General features: G+C 57.2%; 25 protein-coding genes. 11 read left to right on the top strand and 14 right to left on the bottom strand.

Features of this window, described 5'->3' with window-relative positions; all coding sequences use genetic code 11:
* Window positions 1-25: 25 nt before the first annotated feature.
* Both AC0TN7_RS21485 and AC0TN7_RS21490 read right to left on the bottom strand, forming a co-directional pair.
* Entirely contained in the window at window positions 26-1,222 is a 1,197-nt protein-coding gene (locus AC0TN7_RS21485; RefSeq protein ID WP_463726622.1) for a sensor histidine kinase, read from the bottom strand.
* Window positions 1,219-1,914 carry a response regulator gene (locus AC0TN7_RS21490; protein ID WP_048991176.1) on the bottom strand — a complete coding sequence of 232 codons (696 nt, stop codon included), beginning with the start codon at window positions 1,912-1,914 and terminating at the stop codon, window positions 1,219-1,221. Before AC0TN7_RS21490 ends, AC0TN7_RS21485 begins: the two co-directional genes overlap by 4 nt.
* Before the next feature lie 124 nt (window positions 1,915-2,038).
* On the opposite strand from AC0TN7_RS21490, the gene AC0TN7_RS21495 reads away from it, so the two are divergent.
* Entirely contained in the window at window positions 2,039-2,824 is a 786-nt protein-coding gene (locus AC0TN7_RS21495; protein ID WP_473702423.1) for a MipA/OmpV family protein, read from the top strand.
* A 37-nt stretch (window positions 2,825-2,861) separates the two neighbouring features.
* Here the strand turns inward: AC0TN7_RS21495 and yajD are convergent, their stop codons facing one another.
* Window positions 2,862-3,209, bottom strand: a complete 348-nt coding sequence (yajD, locus tag AC0TN7_RS21500) for an HNH nuclease YajD (RefSeq protein ID WP_003857471.1) — start codon at window positions 3,207-3,209, stop codon at window positions 2,862-2,864.
* Between the two features lie 178 nt (window positions 3,210-3,387).
* Between yajD and AC0TN7_RS21505 the strand changes: the two genes are divergently transcribed.
* Window positions 3,388-4,413, top strand: coding sequence for an LLM class flavin-dependent oxidoreductase (locus AC0TN7_RS21505; RefSeq protein WP_473702424.1), 1,026 nt, complete (start codon window positions 3,388-3,390; stop codon window positions 4,411-4,413).
* A gap of 25 nt (window positions 4,414-4,438) precedes the next feature.
* Window positions 4,439-5,386 (top strand): zinc-dependent alcohol dehydrogenase family protein, encoded by a 948-nt coding sequence (locus AC0TN7_RS21510; RefSeq protein WP_473702425.1) that lies wholly within the window; start codon window positions 4,439-4,441, stop codon window positions 5,384-5,386.
* 3 nt (window positions 5,387-5,389) lie between these two features.
* On the opposite strand, the gene AC0TN7_RS21515 is transcribed toward AC0TN7_RS21510, so the two are convergent.
* Window positions 5,390-6,424, bottom strand: a complete 1,035-nt coding sequence (locus AC0TN7_RS21515) for an AI-2E family transporter (RefSeq protein WP_024909146.1) — start codon at window positions 6,422-6,424, stop codon at window positions 5,390-5,392.
* 133 nt (window positions 6,425-6,557) lie between these two features.
* Here AC0TN7_RS21515 and AC0TN7_RS21520 point away from each other — a divergent pair, with 133 nt between their 5' ends.
* The 4 genes from AC0TN7_RS21520 to AC0TN7_RS21535 all read left to right on the top strand — a co-directional run bounded on the left by AC0TN7_RS21520 (window position 6,558) and on the right by AC0TN7_RS21535 (window position 9,770).
* Window positions 6,558-6,728, top strand: coding sequence for a protein YdgV (locus AC0TN7_RS21520; RefSeq protein WP_085930315.1), 171 nt, complete (start codon window positions 6,558-6,560; stop codon window positions 6,726-6,728).
* 117 nt (window positions 6,729-6,845) lie between these two features.
* Window positions 6,846-7,208, top strand: a complete 363-nt coding sequence (gene mdtJ, locus AC0TN7_RS21525) for a multidrug/spermidine efflux SMR transporter subunit MdtJ (protein WP_024909145.1) — start codon at window positions 6,846-6,848, stop codon at window positions 7,206-7,208.
* Window positions 7,195-7,524: a multidrug/spermidine efflux SMR transporter subunit MdtI gene (mdtI, locus tag AC0TN7_RS21530; RefSeq protein ID WP_024909144.1), complete on the top strand. Its 330-nt coding sequence runs from the start codon at window positions 7,195-7,197 to the stop codon at window positions 7,522-7,524. Before mdtJ ends, mdtI begins: the two co-directional genes overlap by 14 nt.
* Window positions 7,525-7,607: 83 nt before the next feature.
* Window positions 7,608-9,770 (top strand): bifunctional diguanylate cyclase/phosphodiesterase, encoded by a 2,163-nt coding sequence (locus AC0TN7_RS21535; RefSeq protein WP_148768922.1) that lies wholly within the window; start codon window positions 7,608-7,610, stop codon window positions 9,768-9,770.
* Window position 9,771: 1 nt separating this feature from the next.
* Here AC0TN7_RS21535 and AC0TN7_RS21540 read toward each other — a convergent pair whose 3' ends face one another.
* The 9 genes from AC0TN7_RS21540 to puuD form a co-directional block, all read right to left on the bottom strand.
* Window positions 9,772-10,593 carry a trypsin-like serine peptidase gene (locus AC0TN7_RS21540; protein ID WP_473702426.1) on the bottom strand — a complete coding sequence of 274 codons (822 nt, stop codon included), beginning with the start codon at window positions 10,591-10,593 and terminating at the stop codon, window positions 9,772-9,774.
* A gap of 102 nt (window positions 10,594-10,695) precedes the next feature.
* Window positions 10,696-10,779: a small membrane protein YdgU gene (gene ydgU / locus AC0TN7_RS21545; protein ID WP_021241182.1), complete on the bottom strand. Its 84-nt coding sequence runs from the start codon at window positions 10,777-10,779 to the stop codon at window positions 10,696-10,698.
* 93 nt (window positions 10,780-10,872) lie between these two features.
* A complete protein-coding gene (gene asr, locus AC0TN7_RS21550; protein WP_032651095.1) occupies window positions 10,873-11,286 on the bottom strand; it encodes an acid resistance repetitive basic protein Asr in 414 nt (137 codons plus the stop codon).
* Window positions 11,287-11,835: 549 nt separating this feature from the next.
* Window positions 11,836-13,323, bottom strand: a complete 1,488-nt coding sequence (locus tag AC0TN7_RS21555) for a carboxypeptidase M32 (protein ID WP_473702427.1) — start codon at window positions 13,321-13,323, stop codon at window positions 11,836-11,838.
* Between the two features lie 150 nt (window positions 13,324-13,473).
* Window positions 13,474-14,745, bottom strand: coding sequence for a 4-aminobutyrate transaminase (puuE, locus tag AC0TN7_RS21560; protein WP_473702428.1), 1,272 nt, complete (start codon window positions 14,743-14,745; stop codon window positions 13,474-13,476).
* A gap of 25 nt (window positions 14,746-14,770) precedes the next feature.
* Entirely contained in the window at window positions 14,771-16,051 is a 1,281-nt protein-coding gene (locus AC0TN7_RS21565; RefSeq protein ID WP_061715372.1) for an NAD(P)/FAD-dependent oxidoreductase, read from the bottom strand.
* Complete coding sequence (gene puuC, locus AC0TN7_RS21570; protein WP_248272139.1) at window positions 16,048-17,541, bottom strand: aldehyde dehydrogenase PuuC; 1,494 nt, start codon at window positions 17,539-17,541, stop codon at window positions 16,048-16,050. The genes AC0TN7_RS21565 and puuC overlap by 4 nt, the downstream gene beginning before the upstream one ends.
* Before the next feature lie 157 nt (window positions 17,542-17,698).
* Window positions 17,699-18,256 (bottom strand): HTH-type transcriptional regulator PuuR, encoded by a 558-nt coding sequence (puuR, locus tag AC0TN7_RS21575; protein WP_008502454.1) that lies wholly within the window; start codon window positions 18,254-18,256, stop codon window positions 17,699-17,701.
* A 25-nt stretch (window positions 18,257-18,281) separates the two neighbouring features.
* Window positions 18,282-19,046, bottom strand: a complete 765-nt coding sequence (puuD, locus tag AC0TN7_RS21580; protein ID WP_032651105.1) for a gamma-glutamyl-gamma-aminobutyrate hydrolase — start codon at window positions 19,044-19,046, stop codon at window positions 18,282-18,284.
* Window positions 19,047-19,260: 214 nt separating this feature from the next.
* Here puuD and AC0TN7_RS21585 point away from each other — a divergent pair, with 214 nt between their 5' ends.
* The 3 genes from AC0TN7_RS21585 to AC0TN7_RS21595 all read left to right on the top strand — a co-directional run bounded on the left by AC0TN7_RS21585 (window position 19,261) and on the right by AC0TN7_RS21595 (window position 22,427).
* Window positions 19,261-20,679: a glutamine synthetase family protein gene (locus AC0TN7_RS21585; RefSeq protein WP_047075214.1), complete on the top strand. Its 1,419-nt coding sequence runs from the start codon at window positions 19,261-19,263 to the stop codon at window positions 20,677-20,679.
* Window positions 20,680-20,860: 181 nt separating this feature from the next.
* Entirely contained in the window at window positions 20,861-21,046 is a 186-nt protein-coding gene (locus AC0TN7_RS21590) for a YmjE family protein (protein ID WP_418251760.1), read from the top strand.
* Window positions 21,036-22,427: an APC family permease gene (locus AC0TN7_RS21595; protein ID WP_473702429.1), complete on the top strand. Its 1,392-nt coding sequence runs from the start codon at window positions 21,036-21,038 to the stop codon at window positions 22,425-22,427. Before AC0TN7_RS21590 ends, AC0TN7_RS21595 begins: the two co-directional genes overlap by 11 nt.
* Before the next feature lie 64 nt (window positions 22,428-22,491).
* On the opposite strand, the gene AC0TN7_RS21600 is transcribed toward AC0TN7_RS21595, so the two are convergent.
* Complete coding sequence (locus tag AC0TN7_RS21600; protein ID WP_267214729.1) at window positions 22,492-23,745, bottom strand: MFS transporter; 1,254 nt, start codon at window positions 23,743-23,745, stop codon at window positions 22,492-22,494.
* Between the two features lie 121 nt (window positions 23,746-23,866).
* On the opposite strand from AC0TN7_RS21600, the gene AC0TN7_RS21605 reads away from it, so the two are divergent.
* Window positions 23,867-24,799 carry a LysR family transcriptional regulator gene (locus tag AC0TN7_RS21605; protein ID WP_473702430.1) on the top strand — a complete coding sequence of 311 codons (933 nt, stop codon included), beginning with the start codon at window positions 23,867-23,869 and terminating at the stop codon, window positions 24,797-24,799.
* Window positions 24,800-24,872 lie beyond the last annotated feature (73 nt).

The raw sequence follows: 24,872 nt of genomic DNA on the forward strand, positions 1-24,872 counted from the left end.
GATTCGATGTTCTGTCAAGGCTTTATCAAGAGTGGAGATTTTCATTATCGGACGGATGCCAGGGCAACAAAATGCACACCGCGAGGCCGCCGGTTTCCGGTAGTGACGCGCTAATCTCACCCCCATGCGCCTGACAAATCGCCCGGGCGATGGACAATCCGAGGCCGCTGCCGCCGGAATGCCGCGCGCGGGACTGCTCCTCGCGGCTAAAGCGTTTAAACATTTCCGGTAAAAACTGGTGCGATACGCCCGGCCCGTCATCGGTAAATTCGAGGGTGTAATGACCGCTGGCGTAGTGCAGCGCCACCTCAAGATGGCCGCCATCGCGCCCGTAGCGTAGCGCATTTTCCATGAGGATGGTAACGACCTGTCCCAGACGGAACGCATCGCCTCTGAAGGGACAGGTGCGCGGATTACGCAGCGTTATCCGGAAATGATGCGCATCAGCCTGGGGCATGATCCAGGCAACCCGCTCCTGAATCAGCTCATCCAGACAGAACGGCTGGTCCTCCAGCACAAGGTTACCCGCGTCGGCCAGGGAGAGGAGGTGGAGTTCATCGGTGAGGCGGTTGAGGTGCTGGAGCTGTTTCATCACCATGCCCAGTTGCGCCGGGCTGGCATCAAACACGCCGTCTAACATGCCCTGCAGACGCCCGATGGCGGCCGTCAGGGGCGAGCGCAGCTCATGCGCCATCGCGACGTGCGAGGCGCGGAGCTCTTTCTCATAGCGGGCAAGTTGTCCCGTCATAGAGTTAAAGTCGGTCGCAAAGCTGACCATTTCTGCCGGTGCATCTTTGATCAGCTCTGCCTGACGGCCAAACTGACCTTCGGCGACATCCTTTGCCGCATCGCGAAGTCGGCTGAACTGTAGCGCCAGCGGGCGGGCGTGTTTTAGCCCCATTACCACAATAAACGGGATCATTACCAGCACCAGCAGGGCTACCGTGACCCAGTCGGCTGAGGCGATAGACGGCGTGGAATAGCTCAGGCCCCACCATGTGTCCACAATCGTGTGGAAGCGGGCCGGATTGGCCTGCGGGTTCTGGCTGAGCGTAAGAAACTCCTGCCGGACCGCTGGCGGCATCTTGCCCATGATCCAGTAGTTTTGTACCGCATAGCGCAACCACATGCAGGTGGCAATGACGATCACGCTGCCGATGGCCAGCGCTAAAATGCGTGCGCAAATCCAGCGCCACAGAGAGGCGTGTCGGTTTTTTATCATGGCTGTCTGAACCTGTAACCCACGCCGCGAACGTTGATCAGCACGCCGGAAATACCCGCCGCTTCGAGTTTTTTACGCAGGTTATAAATATGGGTGTCCACCACGCGCTCCAGCGCCTCGCTTTCCGGCAAGCAGTGTTCCAGTAAATACTGGCGGGAGAACGGGTGCGCAGGAGAACGCAGCAGCGTTGCCAGAAGCGAGAATTCCGTTGGCGTAAGATCGAGCATCACGGGGGCGTCGTCGCCGTTATCCACGCTCGCCACAATGGCGGCGACATCCACCTCCAGCGTTTGCCAGCGAAGGATCGCTTCGTCTGTCTCTTTTTTACTGCTGCGCCGCAGCACCGCCTGCACCCGCGCCACCACTTCGCCCGGATGATAAGGCTTCACAACGTAATCATCGGCACCGTAACGCAGGGCGCCAATGCGATCGGGAGTATCCCCCATGGCCGTAACCATAATCACCGGCACATCGCTTTTACGACGCAGGCCCGCCAGCACCTCGGTGCCGTTAAGCCCCGGCAGCATTACGTCCAGCAGAATGAGGTCGGGCTTCCACCGCTGCGCCATATCCAGGCCGGAAAGACCGTCCCCGGTAATGGTCACGTCGTAATTTTCACGCCGTAAATAGGCTTCGAGCACGCCAGCCGCATCGGCGTCATCTTCAATAATCAGCACTCTTCTGGACAACATCCGTTCACCTTGACCATTTCTTAACACTATCCCGACGATTCATTGATTCAGCCAAATCATACTGCGCCAACATTGTGTGGTCGCCCCTGAATCAGGAGACGCCAGCGTCTGTATGGAGAGCAGTATGATAGCGATAAAAAAAGTCCTGTATATGTCCGTCCAGCTTCTGATGGTCGTGACGTCCGGCGTGCAGGCGGATGATGGCACCGCGTCCGATTCCTTAACCGTCGGGCTGGGAGGGCAGTATGCCCCGCGTTACTCAGGCTCAGACAAGCAGGTGTGGCAGGTGGTTCCGGTACTGCAGGGTCGTAAAGGCGCTTTCTTTATTGATGCGCAAAAAGGGGTGGGATGTGACCTGCAAAACGACAGCGGTTGGTATTTCGAACAAACGCTGGGCTACGACTTCGGAAGGGCTGAGAAAAATTCCGGCTGGCGTGAGGGGGCAAACAATCTGAAAGGGATGGGGGACATTGATGCCACCCTGAATACCGGCCTTGCCGTAGGCTGGCAGGCCGCGCCATGGCTGAGTATGGAAGGCAAAGCGACGCTGCCGTTAACGGACAGCCAGGGGGTAAGCTATCAGGCCTCCGTGACGCTAATCCCTTTACAAAATAACCAGGACACGGTCGCCTTGCAGTCTGCGGCCCTGTTTGGCGACAGCCGTTATCTGAATACGTGGTATGGGGTCAGCGAGCAGCAGAGCCGCCGCACCGGATATCGCCGCTATTCAGCGCCGGGTGGATTTTATGGCGTCGACACCAGCCTGACCTGGAGCCATCAGTTCGATGCTCACTGGGGAACTGTCCTCAGCGCGGACTATACCTGGCTTGGCGATCGTGCGAATAACAGCCCGATCGTGATGCGGCGCAATGAGGGATCTGCAACCGCCGCTATCACCTGGACATTTTAAATTCGCGCCGCACGATGTGAGCGAGGGGACGAGAGGATTACTTCTTCTTATCCATCATCGCCTTTAAATCGGCAAACGGGTTAAACGTGGCGACGCCCACGTCTTTTTGCGCGTCTTCCCCGGCCACCACGGTGGTGCCGTACTGATCTGCTTCGGTGTATTTCGAATGCTCGTGATCGTGGCAAAACAGGCACAACAGCTCCCAGTTGCTGCCATCTTCCGGGTTGTTGGTATGGTCGTGATCGATATGGTGAACCGTGAGTTCACGCAGATTAGAATAGACAAACTCGCGCGAACAGCGTCCACACACCCATGGATAGATTTTTAATGCTTTTTCGCGATAGCCGCTTTCCAGCCGCGCGTAGTTTTTGGGGATCAAAGCCATTGCCGGTTTTACCTGCCATGAAAAAAGTGGGGGATATTATATCCCATTATGGCGCGTAATGACGCCCCGCTCAATTCTGTCAATTTATTTGAATCATTCCGTTAAATAAACGGCATTTATTCTTACCGGGTAATGCGTAAAGTGGACAGAACGCAACGCATTATCAGGACACATGGTTATGAAAAAGATCGGGTTTTTATCCTTTGGTCACTGGACGCCTTCACTGCAGTCCGGCACGCGCTCGGCGGCTGACACGCTGCTGCAGTCCATCGATTTAGCCGTGGCGGCTGAAGAGTTGGGGGCAGACGGCGCTTATTTCCGCGTGCATCACTTCGCGCGACAGCTTAGCTCGCCGTTCCCTCTGCTGGCCGCGATTGGCGCAAAAACGAAGACCATCGAAATCGGCACCGGCGTGATTGATATGCGCTATGAAAATCCGATGTACATGGCTGAAGATGCGGGCGCGGCGGACCTGATTTCCGGTGGTCGCCTGCAGTTGGGCATCAGCCGTGGCTCCCCGGAGCAGGTTATTGATGGCTGGCGTCATTTCGGCTATGTCCCGCAGGAAGGGGAAAACGAGTCGAATATGGCGCGTCGTCATACCGAGGTGCTGCTTGAGGTGCTGCGCGGGGAAGGGTTTGCCAAACCGAACCCGCAGCCAATGTTCCCGAATCCGCCGGGGCTGCTGCGCCTGGAGCCGTATTCTGAAGGGCTGCGCGAGCGTATCTGGTGGGGCGCCGGTTCAAATGCGACGGCCGTATGGGCGGCAACGCTGGGAATGAACCTGCAAAGCTCAACCCTGAAGGACGATGAAACCGGTGAGCCGTTCCATATTCAGCAGGCAAAACAGATTCGGGCTTACCGTCAGGCCTGGAAAGAGGCAGGGCATACGCGTGAGCCGCGGGTGTCGGTCAGCCGCAGTATTTTTGCGCTGATGGACGACCGTGACCGGATGTATTTCGGGGCCAGCCGCAACGACAGCGATAGCGTGGGTTATCTTGATGAGAAAACGCGCGCCATCTTCGGGCGCAGCTATGCCGCGGAGCCGGAAAAGCTGGTTGAACAGCTGAAAAAGGACGAGGCGATTGCCGAGGCGGACACGCTCTTACTGACCGTGCCGAACCAGCTGGGTGTGGATTATAATGCGCACGTGATTGAGTCTATTCTCAAACATGTCGCACCGGCAATGGGCTGGCGCGAGTAGTTCCGCTATCAGCCTTGAGATCGTAATGGAAAATCTGGCCCTCTGGTATCGCCGGTTTGGCGAGCCAGAATCTGTTCTGCAACCTGAAACCGCGCCGCCGGGCGCGCTTGCACCGGGACAGCTCCGCGTGCGGATGCTGTTTTCTCCGGTCAACGCGTCCGATCTTATCCCCATCACCGGTGCCTATCGCCACAGAACCCCGTTACCGGCGGTCGCGGGGTATGAAGGTGTCGGTGTTGTCACCGAGGCGCCCGCCTCGTTTAAGCATCTGGTGGGGCAGCGCGTCCTGCCGCTGCGCGGTCAGGGCACCTGGCAGCGCTATGTGGATTGCCCGGCAGAGTATGCGATACCCGTTCCGGACACCGTCGACGCACATCTGGCCGCGCGGGCCTATATTAACCCGCTGGCGGCGCAGATGATGCTGACCCGCTACCCGCCGCGTGGAAAGCGGGTCTTGCTCACGGCTGCCGGATCGGATTGCGCCATCCTGCTGGGGCAGTGGGCGCGTCAGGCGGGGGCGGAAGCGGTGTATGGCATTCACCGCTCTGCCGTGCATGCTGAACGGCTGGAGGCGATGGGCATCATTCCCGTCGCGCAGCATGACGCGCAGCAGATTGGCTCCGTCGCGGCGCGTACCGACGTCGTCTACGATGCCACCGGCGGGCCGCTTGCGGAAGCGATCCTCAGCGTGATGCCCGAGCAGGGCATGTTTGTTTGCTACGGCCTGCTCTCCGGGCAAACCTTCAGACAGCAACGGCCCGTGCCGCGCGTGGCGTGGTTCCATATCCGAAACGGTCTGGATGCGCTCAGCGCTGAGGCGTGGCGCGCCGAGTTTGACCGCATCTGGCTTAATTTGCCCAACAGTGGGTACAGCGACGTCACGGTGTATCCACTGGCGGAATGGCAGAGAGCGATCGGTACGTATCGCGAAGGTGGAAGGACCCGCAAGCCCCTCCTGTCGATGGCGGACTGACCGCTATTGATGGCTCATATCGCTCAGCAGCACGGCGATACTTTGCCCGCCCGCCGTCTGTTCCAGGCCAATCTTGACGATGATGGTCAGCGGGACGGAGAGCAGCATCCCAACGGGCCCGAGCAGCCAGCCCCAGAATATCAGGGACAAAAAGACCACCAGCGTGGAAAGTCCCAGCCCTCGCCCCATCATGCGTGGCTCAAGAATGTTACCGAATACCAGATTGATGACCAGGTATCCGGCCAGCAGGATCAGCGCGTCATAAAGCCCGCTGAAAACCAGCACCTGAAGGATAGGGGGGATCGCCGCCAGCACGGAGCCGATGTTGGGAATGTAGTTAAGCGCAAACGCCAGCAACCCCCAGACAAACGCAAAGCGAACGTCCAGCGCCAGAAGCATCACCCAGACGACACCGCCCGTGACCAGACTAATGGCGGTTTTCAGCACCAGATAGCGGGAGACGCTGTCCAGCGCGCGTTGAATCGCCCCCATCCCTTCAACCGGACGGACCATCATCTGCTGCAGCTTTGCAGGAAGCTGCGGCACCTCCAGCAGCATGAACACCACCGTTAAAAACAGCAGGAAAATGGATGTCATGGCATTGGAAAGCTGTGCCAGCAGGCTGGTGACGATCGTCATGGCCGCATTGGGGTCGATATATTTCAGGAGTTCCTCAACCGAGACTTCGATACCCGCGCGCTGCAGCCAGGGTTCAAGCTGCAGCAGCGGTATCGCCAGCGAAGAGCGGTATTTTGGCAGCGTTCGCGCCAGTTCGTTTAGCGAGGTCCCCAGATACGCCACCAGCAAGACCATCGCCACAATAATGATGCTGATAAGCAGCGTGATGGCCAGCACGCGCGGAATGCGTAGCCGTGTCATGCGCTGTACCAGTGGATTAAGGATCACTGCAACAAACAGGGACAGAATAAAAGGCACAATAATGTCGGCGGCAAAACGAACGCCTGTCAATATGATCACCAGCATGCCCAGCATGATGACAATTTTTAACCCGTTCAGGGTAATGATGGGTTTAGCCATGGTGACTCCGGAATAATCTTTTTATTTATAATAAAGGTGAAAGGCATTGCAATAAACTAACCAAAATCAAACGGGATGGGTAAAGAATTGCAAAGACTTTGAGTAAAATCCTGGCTTATGGTACAAATTTGGTGTGTTTAACTACCGAGGACAATTTTCATCCGCAAAGACGAGAAGCAACAACGCGGATAATTGTAATTTTATGGACAATATGTTCAGGACGTACTCTTCAAACAATACCGCTGTATACTCCACCTCCTTCTGCCTGCTTTCTGGTGAGCAACACTGGCGCACCGCACTATAGTCATTTCTTCTGCCTGAGCTGGCGCTAAGCGCTTAGCTGTCTGATTTCAATTCGTATTTTTTGGTTTGCTGCACGCAGCGGGCCACGATGGATTATATTCTCAAGCAGGAGAAAAACATGTTTTACTGGATCCTATTAGCGCTGGCAATTATCGCTGAAATTACCGGCACGCTGTCTATGAAGTGGGCAAGCATCAGCGATGGCAACACCGGTTTTATTTTGATGCTGGTGATGATTTCGCTTTCTTATATTTTCCTCTCGTTTGCGGTGAAAAAAATTGCGCTGGGCGTCGCGTATGCACTGTGGGAAGGGATCGGTATTTTGTTGATTACGCTGTTCAGCGTGCTGATATTTGACGAAACATTAACACCAATGAAGGTCGCCGGGTTAACGACGCTGGTCGCGGGTATTGTGCTGATTAAATCCGGTACCCGAAAACCTGGCAAACAGCAGAAGGAGCAGAACCATGCAACAGTTTGAATGGGTTCATGCGGCCTGGCTGGGGCTCGCCATTGTGCTGGAAATCCTGGCGAACGTTCTGCTGAAATTCTCTGATGGTTTTCGCCGTAAACTCTACGGCCTGATGTCGATTGCCGCGGTTCTCGGGGCGTTCAGCGCCCTGTCCCAGGCGGTAAAAGGGATCGATCTTTCGGTGGCCTATGCGCTGTGGGGTGGTTTTGGTATCGCCGCCACGCTGGCCGCAGGCTGGGTGCTCTTCGGCCAGCGTTTAAATAACAAGGGCTGGATGGGGCTCATCTTGCTGCTTGCCGGCATGATCATGATAAAACTTGCCTGACAGACCTCAAACCATGATTTACAGGCAGCGAAATTCGCTGCCTGTATTACGCTTAGAAAAGCAAAACATGAAGAGGATGGCTGATGTATCGCACATTAAGCTGGCGCAATATTCCCAATGCGAGAACGTTGTTTGCCATGGTCTTCATGGCGGGGATCGGCTTAATCATCTCCATCATCGCACTGCTCTATCTTTCCCTGCATCTTATCAGCACCAAAACCAACGAAATTGATGAACACCGTACGGCGCTTTCCGTGCAGGGGGCTATTCAGACCTCGGTTAATCGCGTCTCCTCGCTGGTGCTGGATAACGCCGTCTGGGACGATGCGGTGCGGGAGGCCTACCGTCCCACGCTCGATACGGACTGGTTGTATAACACCTGGGGTGCTGGCTTTAAAATCAATAACCTCTATGACGGGACCTTCGTGCTGGATGAGCATTTCAATGTCATCTGGGGATCGTTTAAAAGTCAGCCTTTTCAGGAGACGAATCTCGATTTTTTTGGTAAGGGGCTGAAAGCCCTTATTACTCAGCACGCGCGCGACTTATCAAGCGATAAAAATATCTATGCCGGGATCAGCAAAACACGCAGCGGCGTCGCCTTTGTGGGCATTGGGCTGATTCGCCCGATGGTCGGAAGATTACAGGTTACCGACGGAACACGCCGCTATCTGGTGATCACCCGTCATCTGAACGCCAGAATCTTATCCGACCTGGGAGCGACCTTTCAGATCGATAACCTTCACTTTACGCCGGAAAAAATTAACGAGCTGAGTATGCCGCTGCGCAGTTCGGCTGGGGAGCTGCTGGGCTATCTTAACTGGCAGGCGCGGCTTCCGGGGGCGCAGGCCGCCCAGGCGGCATCTTCTGATATCAGGCAGATTGTGGTGCTGGCATCGGCCCTGATCCTGCTCTTTATTCTGGTGAGCAGCGTGGGGCTGTACAAGCTTGCGCGAGGAGAAAGCCAGGCGCGTCTGGTTGCCAGAACGGACTGGCTAAGCCACTTGCCTAACCGGCGTGCGCTCATCGAGGCGCTGGATCGGGTGCGTTTACGCGGTGATACCGACGTCAAAAGCGTGGTGTTTATCGATCTCGATGGTTTTAAGGATGTGAATGATATCTACGGCCACAGCGTGGGGGACGATCTCATCGTGGCGATTGCGAAAACGCTGAGTGAACGCGTGCCGCCGGGCGGGATGCTGGCGCGGATGGGCGGGGATGAATTTGCCATGACCATCGGCGGTGATGATGCAGAGGCGCAGGCTACCGCCTTTGCCGTTTCGGTGCTGGATTTTCTCACCACCCCGGTTCAACTGGGGGAACGCACCATCCATATCGGGGCCAGTATCGGTATCGCCAGCGGAACCCTGACTGAATGCAACAGCTCAGAACTGTTTCGCCGCGCCGATATTGCCATGTATCACGCTAAAATGAGCGGGAAAGGGCGTATTACCCACTATGATGCGGAGTTGAACAGCGTCCGGGAACGCAAGCTGGCGATTGAAAATCAGATTCGTGACGGTCTGGAACGCGATGAGTTTGATGTCTGGTATCAGCCGATTATTGACGCCCACAGCCAGACAATGAGCAGTGTCGAGGCGCTGGTCCGCTGGCCGCGTCGTCCGGACGGGCCGCTTGGGCCGGATATTTTTATCACCATCGCGGAGACCAGCGGTCTGATTTACAAGCTGGGCCAGTTTGTGTTGCAGCGGGCCTGCCAGGATCTGCAGCCGTACGGCGACTTAAAGCTCTCCGTAAATATCTCCCCCGCGCAATTTCGCGATCCCGCCTTTGAAGAAAAAGTGGCCAGCGTGCTGGAGACCACCCGTTTTCCGGCCCATCGACTGCAGCTTGAGGTCACGGAGTCCTACGTGCTGGAAAACCCGGAGCGTGCCCGCATGGCGATAGCCAATCTTAAAGCGTTGGGCACCGCGGTGGCGCTGGATGATTTTGGTACCGGTTATTCCAGCATTGGCTATTTGCGGCGTTTTAACTTCGACACCATCAAGATCGATAAATCCCTGGCCGGGCTGGTGGACCACGATGAACAGGCGGCCGCGCTGGTGAGCGGCACGGTGCGGATCGCCAATGCGCTGGGCATGGCGGTGGTGGCAGAAGGGGTGGAAACCGAGAAGCAAATGAAACTGCTGCGGCTGGCTGGCTGCGATCAACTGCAGGGTTTTTGGTTCAGCCAGCCGATGCCGATTGAGTCAATCAGAGCGTTACGTAAGGTTAGACGCTGCTGATTTACTGTTGCGCCAGCGCTTCCAGCTTGTCGCGAAAACCGGTCACGGACAAGGCCCGGTTATCGGCGCGCCAGCGGTCTTTCGCCGCCGGGGCAGAGCTCTGCACACCGATCAGCTGCCAGCCGTTTTCCGTTTTCAACATCAGCGGTGAGCCGCTATCGCCCGGTAACGTATCGCACTGATGGGAGAGCACGCTGGTTTGCGCCCAGCCCGTCACAATACAGTCGGTATGCGTATAAAGCGTGTCCAGATGATCGACAGGATAGCCCGATTGCGTCACCTTCCGGTCGGTGGCTTTCAGCGCGGCGGTGAGTGCGGCTTTGTCGCCCTCAAATAACGGCAGCGGCGTAATGCCTGAAGGCGGGTAGCGTAAAACGATCAGGCCAAAGTCCCATGAGGCAGCCCCCGGCGGCACGATCCAGCCGTCACCATCCGGTTTCAGGCGTTTGCCAAGAGAGGGATCAACCCGACCTTCAATGCCGTGGATTTCATAGCGCCAGGTCCCTTTTTGCGACACAAACCGCAGGGCAACCGCTTTATCCGGCTTGCCGTTTGGCGGCGTTAACAGACAGTGGCCTGCCGTCAGGGCAAGCTGCGGGGTGATCAACGTCGCAGTACATAAGTTACCGCTGGCGGTTTCCAGTTGACCTATAGCATCCCAGGGGGCCTGAGTGGGATCGGCGACGCGCGTGCGATCGTCATGACCGAAAAAAAGCGTCTTTAGCTCTTTCGCGCTAATGGTGTCATCACCGCCATAATCCGCATGTGAAAATCCAGAAAAAAGACCAAACGTTCCCAGTAACAACACAACAGATTTACGCATATCACACTCTGGTGGGGGTAATTATGATTATTAAAAGTGAACCCTATGAAAATACTATAGACGGGACAGCGCTAAAGTGGGAGTAAAATCAGCGTGCTACAATCAGGAAAGATAAAAATGGCTGGCGATGAGCGCGCATAAAATAAGCAGGATCAGAATCAGCTCAAACCGATAGCGTCGCAGCATACGCCCTCCGGATAAAAAAAACGGCGCGGAACCTGTTCCGGTTCGGCGCCGGTTTACCAACGTGCCCCGCAGGGCACGGTTTAGCTTGTACTCTTACGCAGCTGGCTGTGCAGCTGGTTTAGCAGCTTCGTGTTTTACTGCTTTTTTGTGATGCTTTTTAGCAGCCTGAGCTTTCTGCTCTACAGCCGGTTTAGCGGCTTTTTTGTGGTGGTGTTTTTTAGCAGCCTGAGCTTTTTGCTCTACAGCCGGTTTAGCTGCTTTTTTGTGGTGGTGCTTTTTGGCTGCCTGAGCTTTCTGCTCGGTTGGTGCTGCGGTTGCAGGTGCAGCGGCTTCTTTTTTCGCTGCAGCTTTGTGATGTTTCTTATGGTGAACCGCTTTTGCTGGGGCAGCGGTGGTGGTTGCAGCAGGTGCGGCAGCCGGTGCAGCAGTTGCGGTAGTGTCAGCAGCAAATGCAGCAGAAGACAGACCCATAGCAGCGGCAACAACCAGAGCTAATACTTTATTCATTCTCATACCCTCGAATTTGGTTTTTCATTTAACCCCACTGCGGGGCCGTTGAAATAACTATATCCCTGTAAATTCGAGGTTTCCGTGAGTGATTGGTATCGGCGTGTAACCATATGTACATTGCCGGTGTTCTGCACGAACGACTCCCTCTCCCTTGAGGGAGAGGGCTGGGGTGAGGGGGGACATACGGCTGTGGAGGTCATTCCGTTCACTTTATGTTCCTTGCTACTCTGTAGGGGCATAACCTGTGAACGTGCCATGGCGGCTCAATCGCCGCCGCCCTGGCAACCCGGGCTCCCGGCGGTAAATCGCCGCTGCGCGGTACCTTCGGCCTATTCCTTCCGGCTTATCGGGGACGGGCGGAGGTAACGTCCCTGTAAAGCCCGCCCTCTCGGCGCATCCATGCGCCTCGCCCCGGCCGGAAGGCAAACGCCTCAGCGATTTACAGCCGGACCAGGGCATCGCTGAAAGCCTTTAGTCGTTCTGAAACAAGGTTATCGCTTCTGCTTAAAAAATTTACTGGAGGTCCCTCACCCCCGGCCAAACAGATTACAAATAGCGCGAGGTCAGATGTTCGCGGAAGTAACGGATATTCAGATCCTCGCCCGTCGCCTGGGTGATTAACTGCGACGTGCTGAAGCGGCTACCGTGCTGCCAGATGTTCTGACGCAGCCACTCAAAGAGTGCGGAAAAATCGCCCTCAGCGATGGAGGCCTGCAGACCCGGCAGCGCGGTCCTGGCGGCATGGAACAGCTGGGCGGCATACATAGCGCCAAGCGTATACGACGGGAAGTAGCCAAAACCGCCGTCGGTCCAGTGGATATCCTGCATACAGCCGTTGCGGTAGTTGTCTTTGGTAGATAACCCGAGCCAGGCCTGCATTTTCTCATCCCACAGTGCAGGAATATCGTCCACCTCGATCTCACCGTTGATCAGCGCGCGCTCAATCTCATAGCGCAGCACCACGTGTGCCGGGTAGCTCACTTCGTCCGCATCGACGCGGATATAGCCAGGCTTCACGCGCTGGTTCCAGGCAATAAAGTTCTCTTCGCTGAACGCCGCCTGGCTGCCAAAGCGAGCGTGCACGGCAGGGAGAAGATGCCTGAGGAAAGCTTCACTGCGTCCCAGCTGCATTTCAAAGAACAGGCTCTGTGACTCATGGATCGCGGTTGAGCGCGCCAGGGCAATCGGCTGTCCTGCCCACGCGCGCGGCAGGTTTTGTTCGTAGCGGGCGTGTCCAGTTTCATGGATCACGCCAAACAGCGCACTGAGCAGTTCATCTTCGTCATAGCGCGTGGTGATGCGCACATCCTCCGGGACGCCGCCGCAGAACGGGTGCGCACTGACGTCCAGGCGGCCGCCGTTAAAATCGAAGCCGAGCATCTTCATGGCTTCCAGGCCCAGCTCACGCTGTGTTGCCGTCGGGAAGGGGCCCTGAGGGGGAACGAACGAGCGCTGAGCCTGTTTTTCCACTACGTTTGCCAGCAGGTCCGGTAGCCAGGACTTCATATCGCCGAACAGAACGTCCAGACGAGCGCTGGTCATGTCGGGCTCAAAAATATCCAGCAGCGCGTCGTAAGGCGTACAGCCTTTGGCTTCCGCCCGCAGGCGAGCCTCTTCGCGGCTGAGTTTGACTACCTCTTTCAGGTTGGCGGAAAAGCCCTGCCAGTCGTTGGCGGGACGCTGGGTACGCCAGGCGTGTTCACATTTACTGCCCGCCAGCGATTTGGCTTCCACCAGCGATTCGGGCAGCAGGGTCGCCTGCTGGTAGTGGCGCGTCATTTCGCGCAGGTTGGCCTGCTCGACGTCATTCAGATCTTCTCCTGCCGCTGCCGCTAACAGGTCGCCGACTTTTTTATCGGTCAGGATCTGGTGCTGCAGGACGCTCATCTCCGCCAGCGCCTCGCCGCGCGCGGCGCTGCCGCCTGGCGGCATCATGGTGAACATGTCCCAGCTGGCGATGGAGGAGAGGTGCGAGAAGCGGGAGAGACGCTGGAAGGTTTTCACAAGTGACTGATAGGCTGATGTTTTTTGCAATTCTTATTTCCTCATGCCAGGGATGTGTTTCAGGGAGCATACAATGAAACGGACCAAATTCCCCAACATTTCCCACCCGGAGGAAATCTGTGCCGATTTCCTCCGTTGAAACCGTCGCCGGAATTCCGGGAGACGGTTTTCGGTGGGCACTCAGGCCTTATCACGCATAACCTGTTGCAGGATCGCCAGCGCCTGGGTGAACTGGGCATCCGGAATGGTCAGCGGATAAAGGAAGCGGATCACGTTGCTGTACTGGCCGCAGATCAACAACAGCAGGCCCTGGGCGAGCGCCTTTTGCTGGATCGCCTGCGCGATGGCGGCCGAAGGCTCTCGGCTCTCGGGATCGAAAAACTCCGCCGCAATCATCGAGCCTCTTCCCCTTATCGCCACGAGTGCAGGGAAGGTACCCTGAATCTCCTCCAGCGTGGCTTTCAGCCGATCGCCCAGCTGACGGGCGCGGGCGCACAGTGACTCGTTGTCGATAATATTCAGCACCGCGTGCGCGGCGGCCACCGCCAGCGGGTTGCCTGCATAGGTCCCGCCCAGACCGCCGGGAGCCGGCGCGTCCATGATTTCGGCGCGGCCCACCACGCCGGACAGCGGCATTCCGCCTGCCAGGCTTTTAGCCATCGTCATCAGGTCGGGTTTGTCCGCGTAGTGTTCCATGGCAAACAGCTTACCCGTTCGTGCGAAGCCGCTCTGCACTTCGTCGGCAATCATCACGATCCCGTGCTCATCACAGATGCGGCGGATGGCGGCCACCAGCTCTGGCGGGGCGACGTTGAATCCGCCTTCACCCTGAATGGGTTCAAAAATAATCGCCGCCACCTGTTTCGCCTCAATATCTGCTTTGAACAGGCGCTCTATCGCCGTGATGGCATCCTGCGTCGTGATGCCGTGCAGCTCGGAGGGATACGGCACGTGATAAACCGACCCCGGGAAGGGGCCAAATCCCAGCTTGTAAGGTGCGACCTTGCCGGTTAACGCCATGGTCATATAGGTTCGGCCGTGAAAGCCTCCCCCGAAGGCTACCACACCCGGTCTGCCGGTGTGGGCCCGGGCGATTTTAATGGCATTTTCCACCGCTTCCGCGCCCGTGGTGAAGAACGCCGTTTTGGCCGGGCTCTGCACCGGGGCCAGCTCGTTAAGTTTTTCGGCTAATGAAACGTAGCTTTCATACGGCACAATCTGGTAGGCCGTGTGGGTGAACTGGTGAAGCTGTTTTTCCACGGCAGCCACCAGTTCAGGATGACGATGGCCGGTATTCAGTACCGCGATCCCGGCGGCGAAATCAATATAGTCGTTGCCTTCCACGTCGGTAAGCGTGGCATTCTCCGCCGTGCGGGCAAAGAAATCACACATTACGCCTACGCCGCGCGGGGTGGCAGAAAGTCTGCGCTGATGAAATTCCTGGTTACTCATGTCAGATACCCTTTTGTCGAAACGATCATACGCCAAGACGATCGCGCAGGCTGTAGTACGCCGCGCCCATCGCCGTGAATGGAATCCGCAGGCTGCGGCCGCCCGGGAAGGGGTAGTGCGGAAGGTTGGCAAACGCATCAAAGCGCTCAGCGTCACCGCGCAACAGTTCCGAGATCAGCCGTCCGGCCAGGTGGGTGCAGGTCACGCCGTGGCCGCTGTAGCCCTGCATGTAATAGATGTTTTTATCCAGACGACCAAACTGCGGCATACGCGACAGGGTCAGCAGGAAGTTGCCCGTCCAGCGGTAGTCGATTTTGACGCCTGCCAGCTGAGGGAAGGTCTTGAGCAGCTTTGGCATCACCAGGCGCTCGACATCGTCCGGATCGCGCGCGCCATAGACGACGCCACCACCGTACAGCAGGCGGTTGTCGGCGGTGAGACGGTAGTAATCCAGCAGGTAGTTACAATCTTCCACGCAGTAGTTATTGGGGATCAGCGTGCGGACGACCTCTTCAGGCAGCGGGGCGGTGGTCACCACCTGGGTGCCGCAGGGCATGCTGCGTTTTGCCAGTTCCGGTTCGATCTTATTGCCCAGATAGGCATTCCCGGCGACGATCACGTAGCGGGCCGTCACCTGGCCATGCTGCGTGCTCACCACGGCCGGGCTGGTGTGCTGAATGGCGGTCACCGGGGACTGCTCATACACCCGCCCGCCGTTCAGGCGAATGGCGTCCGCTTCGCCGATCGCCAGGTTCAGCGGGTGAATATGCCCCCCGCTGCGGTCCAGCAGCGCGCCGGTATAGCGTTCGCTGTCGACCTCCCGGCGGATGGCGCTGGCGTCCAGCAGCTCCAGCTGCGTGTTGCCGTAGCGTTCCCAGTTGGCTTTTTGCTCCTCCAGCGTCTCCAGCTGCTTGTGGTTTAGCGCCACAAACAGCCCGCCGGGACGATAGTCGCACTGGATCTGATAGCGCTGGATTCGCTCCCGAATGATTTCCCCGCCTTCAAACATCATGCTCCCGAGCATTCTGGCGGCATCGGGCCCGTAGTTTTTCTCGATCACGTCGATATCGCGGCTGTAGGAGTTAACCAGCTGGCCGCCGTTGCGTCCGCTGGCGCCGAAGCCGATGCGCGCCCCTTCAAGGAGCACCACGTCGTAGCCCATTTCGGCGAGATGCAGCGCGGAGGAGAGGCCGGTATAGCCGCCGCCCACCACGCACACGTCACAGCTGATCGACTCGTTTAGCGTCGGGAAAGGTTCGTAAGCGTTCGCGCTGGCCGCGTAGTAGCTGGTGGTATGTTCGGTCATGATTGAGGCTCCAGGGCAATCCAGATGGTTTTCAGTTCGGTAAATTTTTCCAGCGCGTGCAGGGACTTATCGCGACCGTTGCCGCTCTGCTTATAGCCGCCAAAGGGGACGGTCATATCGCCGTCGTTATAGTTATTGACGAAGACCGAACCTGCTTTCAGGCGCCGGCTCATGCGGTGCGCGCGGGAGAGATCGCGGGTCCATACCGCCGCGCCAAGCCCGTATTCACTGTCGTTGGCCAGCGTTAAGGCTTCCTCTTCGGTTTTAAATCGGGTAACGACCAGCACCGGCCCGAAAATCTCTTCCCGGCACAGCGGGGAGTCGGACTCGAGGTCGACAAAAATGGTTGGACCGACTGCGGAAGGCCATGATTGTTCCCGCCCGTCCAGTAGCAGCGAGCCTTTCCGGGTTCCCTCGCGAATAAACGTGTGGACGGTATCGGCGTGCGCAGCGTCGATGAGCATGCCCATCGTGCTGTCGGGGTCGAGCGGATCGCCTGGCTGCCAGTGACGGGCCTGCGCTTTCAGCTTGGTCAGGAATTCATCGGCGATGCTCTCTTCGAGCAGCAGGCGGGTACCGGCGATACAGACTTGTCCCTGGTTATAAAAAATCCCGGCGGCGGTCGCGCTCACGGCCTTGTCCAGGTCCGGACAGTCGGCAAAGATAATGTTGGCGCTCTTGCCGCCTGCCTCCAGCCAGACGCGCTTCATGTTGCTTTCACCCGCGTCCTTCAACAGCTGCTTGCCGGTACGGGTAGAGCCGGTAAACGTCAGCACCTCAACCTCCGGATGCAGCGCCAGCGCCTGGCCCGCTTCATGGCCGTAACCGCTTATCACATTCAGCACGCCGTCCGGCAGGCCCGCCTCTTTCGCCAGCCCGGCCAGCCGCAGGGCGGAGAGCGGCGATTTCTCCGACGGTTTCAGTACCACGCTGTTGCCCGCGATCAGCGCCGGGCCCAGCTTCCAGCAGGCCAGCAGCAGCGGGAAGTTCCAGGGGACGATGGCCGCAACAACCCCGATGGGCTCGCGCACGATCATCGCCAGCTCGCCCGGACCCGTAGGCGCCACTTCGCCGTAGACTTTATCCACCGCTTCGGCGTACCAGCGAATAGCGCGAGCCGCGCCGGGAATATCGTCGCGCAGGCTGTGGCGGATGGGTTTACCGGTGTCCAGCGTTTCCAGTAACGCCAGCTCTTCGCTATGGCGTTCCATCAAATCGGCGAGCTTATTTAGCACGGCCTTGCGCTGCGCCGGAGACGCCTGTGACCAGTCACCGCGCTCAAATACCTCACGCGCGGCCTGAACCGCGCGGTCCACGTCCGCCTGCTTGCCCCGGGCCACGTTCGCCAGCGTCTGCTGGGTCGCGGGATTGACGGTGTCAAACGTGGCATTATCGGCGGCGTCACAATAGGCACCGTTAATAAATAACCGGGCCTCAATGGCGCTGTTTTTTGCTTTATCCTGCCAGTAAGTCAGGTGCTTAAAATGCATATTCACTCCTTTCTTTCGCAATCAGATAAATAAAGGCATGGCCGTTTCAGGCAATACGAAGCCGTGAGGCATCCCGGGAATTAACCCGTTGAATGCCGACATCGATCGTTTTTATATTTCCCGGCGTAAGCGTGCTTACGCCGGGACTGAGTGGTAATTAGAACGTGGTGGGGGTGTGGGCACTGATAATGCGGCAGATGCCTGCCGAGGTGTTGCTGAAGCTGTGCGGTATGCCGGTATTGATGGCATAGCTCTGCCCCGCAACCAGGTGATATTGCTGGCCATTAATGGTCAACAATATTTCACCTTCCAGTATCGTACCGATCTCCTCACCCTGGTGTTTGATCCTCTCTCCGGTCGTGGTTCCAGGCTGGTAAGTTTCAAAAATCATCGCCAGCGTACGGTTCGGATTTCCGTTATGAACCAGCTTCATCGAAACCCCCTGACTGCCTATTTCGATAAGGTCTTCCTGATTAATAACCACCTGCGGTTCATCAGGTTTTTCCGGTTCCGAAAAGAATTCCGAGAGCGACAGCCCATAGACTTTCAGTAGCTTTTGCAGCGTACTGATGGCAGGACTGACTTTATCCTGCTCAATGGTGCTGATGGCACTGTGTGTTAACCCAGACAGTTCGGCGGCACGCCGCTGCGAGAGACCCAGCTGCTGGCGGATCTCTGACAGACGTTTCCCTGGCGCCAGTCCGTCATCGCTCATAGTTGCATTTCCTTTACGATAGTGGTCAAAGCCGTTGCTTCTCGGCAACGTGGCTTTGACAGGCGGTGATAAAACCTTCAAACAACATGCGTGACAGGGCGTACTCGCTGCTGTTCCATTCGGGGTGCCATTGCACGCCGAGGGCAAAAGGGTGGTCATGAACGCTAACCGCTTCGACCAGTCCGTCCGTCGAGCGGGCCTCCACGCGGAGCCGTGGTCCTAACGTTCGTGCGCCTTGCCCGTGTAACGAGTTTACCCAAAATTTGTTACAGCCTGGTATTATTTGAGACAGCAGTCCTCCTTCCTGAACCTGAACTTCATGAGAAGGGGCGTATTGTAGCTCAACCGGCAGTTCAGCATCCTCCCGGTGTTCAAGCAGGTCGTTCTGCTCGAACAGGCGGCGATACAGCGTTCCTCCCGTCGCAACAACCAGTTCCTGCAGCCCCCGGCAGATGGCGAAAATGGGGATGCGCCTTTCGAGCGCGGCGGCAATCAGCGCCATACTCAGAAGATCTCGCCCGGGATCGGCGTTAGGCTCATCGCCGTTTTCACCATAAAGGTGCGGCTGCACGTTACTTGGGCTGCCCGGCAGGTAAATCCCGTCCAGGGTTGGCAGCAGAGCGTTCATTAGCTCTGGCTCTGCCAGCGCATGCGGTAAGGCAATAGGTAAGCCCCCTGCGTTAATAACGGCATTCAGGTACTTTTCTTGCAGGGTTTGGGTCTCATGACCCTTAAGCCTGTTTCTGCACATCACCACGCCAATAACTGGCTTGTTCATTATATTTTCCATGATCGCCCTCACAAAGTGGACTAAATTTAGGCCATTCTCACCTCTGAAACGGCCTTTTCGTTCAATATTTTCTCAATCTAGCAACGGGATCTGCCTTTTGCAAACTTAATTTAACATTTGACAAACAATTTGTTTGCATACAGATTCGATAGAGTGGACATTATATTTGACAGTCCTGAGCAGCGAACGCAAAACCCAAAAACGGTGGTAAATCATGGAAACCAATATCGTAGAAGTTGAGAACTTTGTGCAGCACACGGATGAGAGGCGGGGCAGCGCCTTTACGCAGGAAGTGAAGCGCTATTTAGAAAAGTATCCTGACACCCAGTTTATTGACGTCCTCCTGACCGACCTGAACGGCTGTTTTCGCGGCAAACGCATCCCGGTTGCCGGACTGAGCAAACTTGAAAAAGGCTGCTATTTCCCGGCATCGGTTTTCGCCATGGACATTTTGGGTAACGTCGTGGAAGAGGCGGGACTGGGGCAGGAGCTCGGCGAGCCGGACTGTATCTGCGTGCCGGTACCGGGCACCCTGACACCGTCCGCCGCCGACCCGGAATACATTGGTCAGGTGCAGCTCACCATGGTCGATGAAGATGGCGCTCCCTTTGACGTTGAGCCGCGGAACGTACTCAACCGACTCTGGCAGCAGCTGCGCCAGCGCGGTCTGTTCCCCGTGGTAGCGGTAGAGCTGGAGTTCTATTTACTTGACCGTAAACGCGATGCCGACGGCTATCTGCAGCCACCCTGTGCGCCGGGCACCGACGTGCGTAACACGCAGAGTCAGGTCTACTCGGTTGATAACCTGAACCACTTTGCTGACGTGCTGAACGATATTGACGAGCTGGCGCAGCTGCAGCTGATCCCCGCCGACGGGGCAGTGGCCGAGGCCTCCCCGGGCCAGTTTGAGATTAACCTGCACCATACGGAAAACGTGCTCGATGCCTGCGACGATGCGCTGGCGCTAAAACGTCTCGTCAGGCAGATGGCGGAAAAACATAAGATGCACGCCACGTTTATGGCAAAGCCGTATGAAGAGCATGCGGGCAGCGGGATGCATATCCACATCAGCATGCAAAACAACCGAGGCGAAAACGTGCTCGCAGACGCCAGCGGCGAGGATTCCGCGCTGCTGAAACGCGCGCTGGCCGGGATGATCGACCTGATGCCTGCGTCCATGGCGCTGCTGGCACCGAACGTCAACTCCTACCGCCGTTTCCAGCCGGGGATGTACGTGCCGACGCAGGCGTCATGGGGACACAATAATCGCACCGTTGCCCTGCGTATCCCCTGCGGCGATCGCCATAACCATCGGGTCGAGTACCGGGTGGCGGGCGCTGACGCGAATCCGTATCTGGTGATGGCGGCGATTTTTGCCGGCATTTTACATGGGCTGGATAACGATTTACCCCTGCAGGAAGAAGTGGAAGGCAACGGTCTGGAGCAGGACGGACTGCCGTTCCCGATTCGTCAGAGCGATGCGCTGTGGGAATTTATGCAAAACGATAGCCTTCGCGAGCGGCTGGGCGAACGTTTCTGCCACGTCTATCACGCCTGCAAAAATGATGAATTGCTGCAGTTTGAACGCCTGATTACCGAAACTGAAATTGAGTGGATGCTGAAAAACGCCTGATAACGTGCCCCGGTAAGGGGCCGCTTTGTTTTATCGCATACGTATCACCCAACGGCCTGCGCGGAGCCTGGCCTAACTGTTCGCTGGCACGCCAGCTTTCTCCCGGGAGTCGCGTTATGGAGCGCAGGCGGCACAGGGATTTTCTTAACGACACTGTGTGACGAGGTAGGAAATGATGCAGATGTTCAACTATCCGCAGGGCGAAGGGGGCCAGTCAGGCGCCTGCTGTGAGTGCGAGCCAGAGACGGTGCGCTGGTACGATCGCGTGTGTTCTTTACAACTTCCCCCTTTGCTAAGCAGGTTTGCGTTAAGGACAGCGCGATTGCAAACCACGGTAAGCATGGGGGGGACGGTTTATGGCGACTAACACCTCTCTTGACTCGCCGCGCATGGCCGGCAGAACCCGGCTGCGCAGTTCCCTCAAGCTTTGGCAGGTGGTCATGATGGGGCTGGCTTACCTCACTCCTATGACCGTGTTTGATACCTTCGGCATTGTGTCCGGTATCAGCAACGGCCACGTGCCCGCCTCGTATCTCCTGGCGCTGGCTGGCGTCATGTTTACCGCCATCAGCTACGGCAAACTGGTACGGCAGTTCCCGGAAGCGGGCTCCGCGTATACCTACACGCAGAAATCGATCGGCCCCCACTTAGGCTTTATGGTCGGCTGGTCATCGCTGCTGGACTATCTCTTCCTGCCGATGATTAACGTGCTGCTGGCGAAGATCTACCTTTCCGCGTTGTTCCCTGAAGTCCCGCCGTGGGTCTGGGTGGTGGGGTTTGTGACGATCCTGACGCTGGCGAACCTGAAGAGTGTGAATCTGGTCGCCAACTTTAACACCCTGTTTGTGCTGGTGCAGGTCGCCATCATGGTGGTGTTTGTCATTCTCGTGGTGCATGGCCTGCACAAGGGGGAGGGCGTCGGCACCGTCTGGTCGCTCCAGCCGTTTATCAGCGAGAATGCACACCTGATCCCGATTATTACCGGCGCGACTATCGTCTGCTTCTCTTTCCTCGGCTTTGACGCGGTCACCACGCTGTCGGAAGAGACGCCAAACGCGGCGCGGGTGATCCCCAAAGCCATTTTCCTCACCGCTTTGTATGGCGGGCTGATATTCATTGTTGCCTCGTTTTTCATGCAGCTCTTTTTCCCGACGATCGCGCGCTTCAAGAATCCGGACGCCGCGCTGCCGGAAATCGCGCTGTACGTGGGCGGCAAGCTCTTCCAGTCGGTGTTTCTGTGTACCACGTTTGTGAATACGCTCGCTTCAGGCCTGGCCTCGCACGCCAGCGTCTCGCGCTTACTGTATGTGATGGGGCGTGACAACGTCTTTCCGGAACGGGTGTTTGGCTACGTGCATCCGAAATGGCGTACGCCAGCCCTGAACGTCATTATGGTTGGGATAGTGGCGCTGTCGGCCCTGTACTTTGATCTCGTGACCGCGACGGCGCTGATCAACTTTGGTGCGCTAGTGGCGTTTACGTTTGTTAATCTCTCGGTGTACAACCATTTCTGGCGGCGTAAGGGGCTGAACAAAACGTGGAAAGATCGGTTCCACTATCTCCTGCTGCCGCTCATTGGTGCCGTCACGGTCGGCGTGCTGTGGATAAACCTCGAAGCGACGTCCCTGACGCTTGGCCTCATCTGGGCGGCACTGGGGATCCTTTACCTGACATGGCTCACGCGCCGTTTCCGAAAACCGCCTCCGCAGTTTGAAGCCGGTAAGATAGAGCAGGCCTGGGATTCCTGAACGAAAAACGGCACCAGTAAGCTGGTGCCGTTTTTCGGGAAACGGATATCCGCCCGCAAGCATATTATTTCAGACGTTTATGAAGACTTGCGCCCACCAGCAGTGCGGCACAGAGCATCAGCGCGATAAACCCGCCCACGCCGTTCCAGCCGTAGTTATGCCAGAACACGCCGCCGAGCGTCCCGGCGATGCTGGACCCCAGGTAATAGCTAAACAGATAAAGAGACGATGCCTGACCTTTGGCGCGACGCGCGCGCGGGCCAATCCAGCTGCTGGCGACCGAGTGGGCGGCGAAGAACCCCGCGGAGAAGAGCAGCATACCGGCAAAAATCAGCCACAGGGAGGAGAAGAGCGTCAGCAGCAGGCCGACCAGCATCACCGCCGTGAAGAACAGCATGACCGGGCCGCGTCCATAGCGTGCGGTCATCGCCCCGGCCTTCGGTGAACTCCACGTACCGGTCAAATAAGCAACCGAGAGTAAACCGACAATCGCCTGGCTCAGATGCCATGGCGAGAGCATCAGGCGGTAGCCAATATAGTTGAACAGCGTGACGAAGGAGCCCATCAGCAGGAAGCCGACCAGAAACAGGCGCGGCAGCCCTTTGTCACGCCAGTGCAGGCGGAAGTTGATAAACAGCGTTTTTGGGCGCAAAGAGGTCGGGCGGAAATGACGCGATTCCGGCAGGATTTTCCAGAACATCAGGGCGGATGCCAGCGCAAAACACCCGATGACCGCCAACGCAATACGCCAGCTAAAGAAGTCCGTAAAGACCCCGCTCAGCAGGCGTCCGCTCATCCCGCCAATCGAGTTCCCGCTGATGTAAAGCCCCATAGAGAAGGCAACAAAGCTCGGGTGAATCTCCTCGCTGAGGTAGGTCATCCCGACCGCCGCCACGCCGCTGAGCGATAGCCCAATCAGCGCGCGCATCACCAGAATGCCGTGCCAGCTGGTCATCATGGTCGAGAGTAACGTGCAGACCGACGCCAGCATCAGCGCGGTCACCATCACCTGTTTACGGCCAATGGCGTCAGACAGCGGCCCGGTAAAGAGCAGGCCAATCGCCAGCATGCCGGTAGAAATAGAGAGTGAAACGCTGCTGCTGGCAGGCGATACGCCAAACTCATGCGAGAGAACGGGCAGGATCGGCTGAACGCAATAGAGCAGGGCGAAGGTGGCCAGACCGGCGGAAAAGAGCGCCAGCGTGACGCGCATAAATTGGGGGGTACCACGTTTAATGAACTGGACCGGCTGCGATGCTGCGGGTAAATCATTGATATCTCTTGCCGGATCGATATCAATAGTAGTTGTACGACTCACACAGTTTCCTTGCTTAAACATCCCCGTGATTTCTGGTGACGGGTATGACCACCTCTTCAGGGTAGGAAAATGTAAATATTCTGTCTAATATATTAATAATCTCAAATGATACTTTAAAAATATGAATATCGAGCTGCGTCACCTCCGCTACTTTGTCGCCGTCGCCGAAGAGCTGCATTTTGGCCGCGCGGCGGCACGGCTGAATATCTCTCAGCCCCCGTTAAGCCAGCAGATTCAGATCCTGGAGCAACAGGTTGGGGCGCGCCTTCTGGCCCGTACCAACCGCAGCGTGAGCCTGACGGCGGCGGGCAAGCAGTTCCTGAACGACAGCCGACAAATTCTGAGCATGGTCGAGGACGCCGCCGCCCGGGCAGAACGGCTCTATCTCGGGGAAGCCGGAGAGCTGCGGATCGGGTTTACCTCGTCGGCACCGTTTATCAGTGCCGTCTCGGAGACCCTTTCGTCATTCCGCCGCCATTTCCCGGATGTTCATATTCAGACGCGCGAGATCAATACCCGCGAGCAGATTGCGCCGCTGAATGAAGGTTCCCTGGATCTGGGACTGATGCGTAACACCCAGCTGCCGGATACGCTCGCGTGGGAGGTGATCCTGCGCGAGCCGCTGATGGCCATGATCCCACACGATCACCCGCTGGCGTCGCGTCCGGCGGTTTCGCTGGCAGAGCTGGCAAAAGAGCCGTTTGTCTTTTTTGACCCGCAGGTTGGAACGGGTCTGTATGACGATATCCTGGGGCTGATGCGCCGCTACGATCTTGCCCCGGTCATCACCCAGGAAGTCGGGGAAGCGATGACCATTATCGGTCTGGTCGCCGCCGGGCTGGGCGTGTCTATTCTTCCGGCCTCCTTTAAACGGGTCCAGTTGCGCGAAATGCGCTGGGTGACCATTGCCGAAGAGGATGCCGTTTCCGAAATGTGGCTGGTCTGGTCAAAACACCGTGAGCAGAGCCATGCCGCACAGCGCTTCAAGCAGCAGTTAATAAGCGCCTCTGCCGGGCGGCATTTTCCGGGAAAAGGGGACAAAAATGTGCGGTAAATCACATGGCTAAGTAAATATTTGACGGCAGCCATGCAAGTGCTTCACCATAGCAAACAGTTTATTTCGAAGC

The organism is Enterobacter sp. PL_is511 (assembly GCF_055816065.1).

Coding starts and splice junctions, on each gene's coding strand:
- AC0TN7_RS21505 (WP_473702424.1), top strand. CDS start 3,388: ATGAAAAAGATCGGGTTTTTATCCTTTGGTCACTGGACGCCTTCACTG.
- puuC (WP_248272139.1), bottom strand. CDS start 17,541: ATGCATTTTAAGCACCTGACTTACTGGCAGGATAAAGCAAAAAACAGC.
- AC0TN7_RS21595 (WP_473702429.1), top strand. CDS start 21,036: ATGGCGACTAACACCTCTCTTGACTCGCCGCGCATGGCCGGCAGAACC.
- yajD (WP_003857471.1), bottom strand. CDS start 3,209: ATGGCTTTGATCCCCAAAAACTACGCGCGGCTGGAAAGCGGCTATCGC.
- puuD (WP_032651105.1), bottom strand. CDS start 19,046: ATGGAAAATATAATGAACAAGCCAGTTATTGGCGTGGTGATGTGCAGA.
- mdtJ (WP_024909145.1), top strand. CDS start 6,846: ATGTTTTACTGGATCCTATTAGCGCTGGCAATTATCGCTGAAATTACC.
- AC0TN7_RS21605 (WP_473702430.1), top strand. CDS start 23,867: ATGAATATCGAGCTGCGTCACCTCCGCTACTTTGTCGCCGTCGCCGAA.
- AC0TN7_RS21540 (WP_473702426.1), bottom strand. CDS start 10,593: ATGCGTAAATCTGTTGTGTTGTTACTGGGAACGTTTGGTCTTTTTTCT.
- asr (WP_032651095.1), bottom strand. CDS start 11,286: ATGAATAAAGTATTAGCTCTGGTTGTTGCCGCTGCTATGGGTCTGTCT.
- puuR (WP_008502454.1), bottom strand. CDS start 18,256: ATGAGCGATGACGGACTGGCGCCAGGGAAACGTCTGTCAGAGATCCGC.
- ydgU (WP_021241182.1), bottom strand. CDS start 10,779: ATGCTGCGACGCTATCGGTTTGAGCTGATTCTGATCCTGCTTATTTTA.
- AC0TN7_RS21510 (WP_473702425.1), top strand. CDS start 4,439: ATGGAAAATCTGGCCCTCTGGTATCGCCGGTTTGGCGAGCCAGAATCT.
- AC0TN7_RS21590 (WP_418251760.1), top strand. CDS start 20,861: ATGTTCAACTATCCGCAGGGCGAAGGGGGCCAGTCAGGCGCCTGCTGT.
- AC0TN7_RS21495 (WP_473702423.1), top strand. CDS start 2,039: ATGATAGCGATAAAAAAAGTCCTGTATATGTCCGTCCAGCTTCTGATG.
- AC0TN7_RS21565 (WP_061715372.1), bottom strand. CDS start 16,051: ATGACCGAACATACCACCAGCTACTACGCGGCCAGCGCGAACGCTTAC.
- AC0TN7_RS21585 (WP_047075214.1), top strand. CDS start 19,261: ATGGAAACCAATATCGTAGAAGTTGAGAACTTTGTGCAGCACACGGAT.
- mdtI (WP_024909144.1), top strand. CDS start 7,195: ATGCAACAGTTTGAATGGGTTCATGCGGCCTGGCTGGGGCTCGCCATT.
- AC0TN7_RS21490 (WP_048991176.1), bottom strand. CDS start 1,914: ATGTTGTCCAGAAGAGTGCTGATTATTGAAGATGACGCCGATGCGGCT.
- AC0TN7_RS21515 (WP_024909146.1), bottom strand. CDS start 6,424: ATGGCTAAACCCATCATTACCCTGAACGGGTTAAAAATTGTCATCATG.
- puuE (WP_473702428.1), bottom strand. CDS start 14,745: ATGAGTAACCAGGAATTTCATCAGCGCAGACTTTCTGCCACCCCGCGC.
- AC0TN7_RS21485 (WP_463726622.1), bottom strand. CDS start 1,222: ATGATAAAAAACCGACACGCCTCTCTGTGGCGCTGGATTTGCGCACGC.
- AC0TN7_RS21535 (WP_148768922.1), top strand. CDS start 7,608: ATGTATCGCACATTAAGCTGGCGCAATATTCCCAATGCGAGAACGTTG.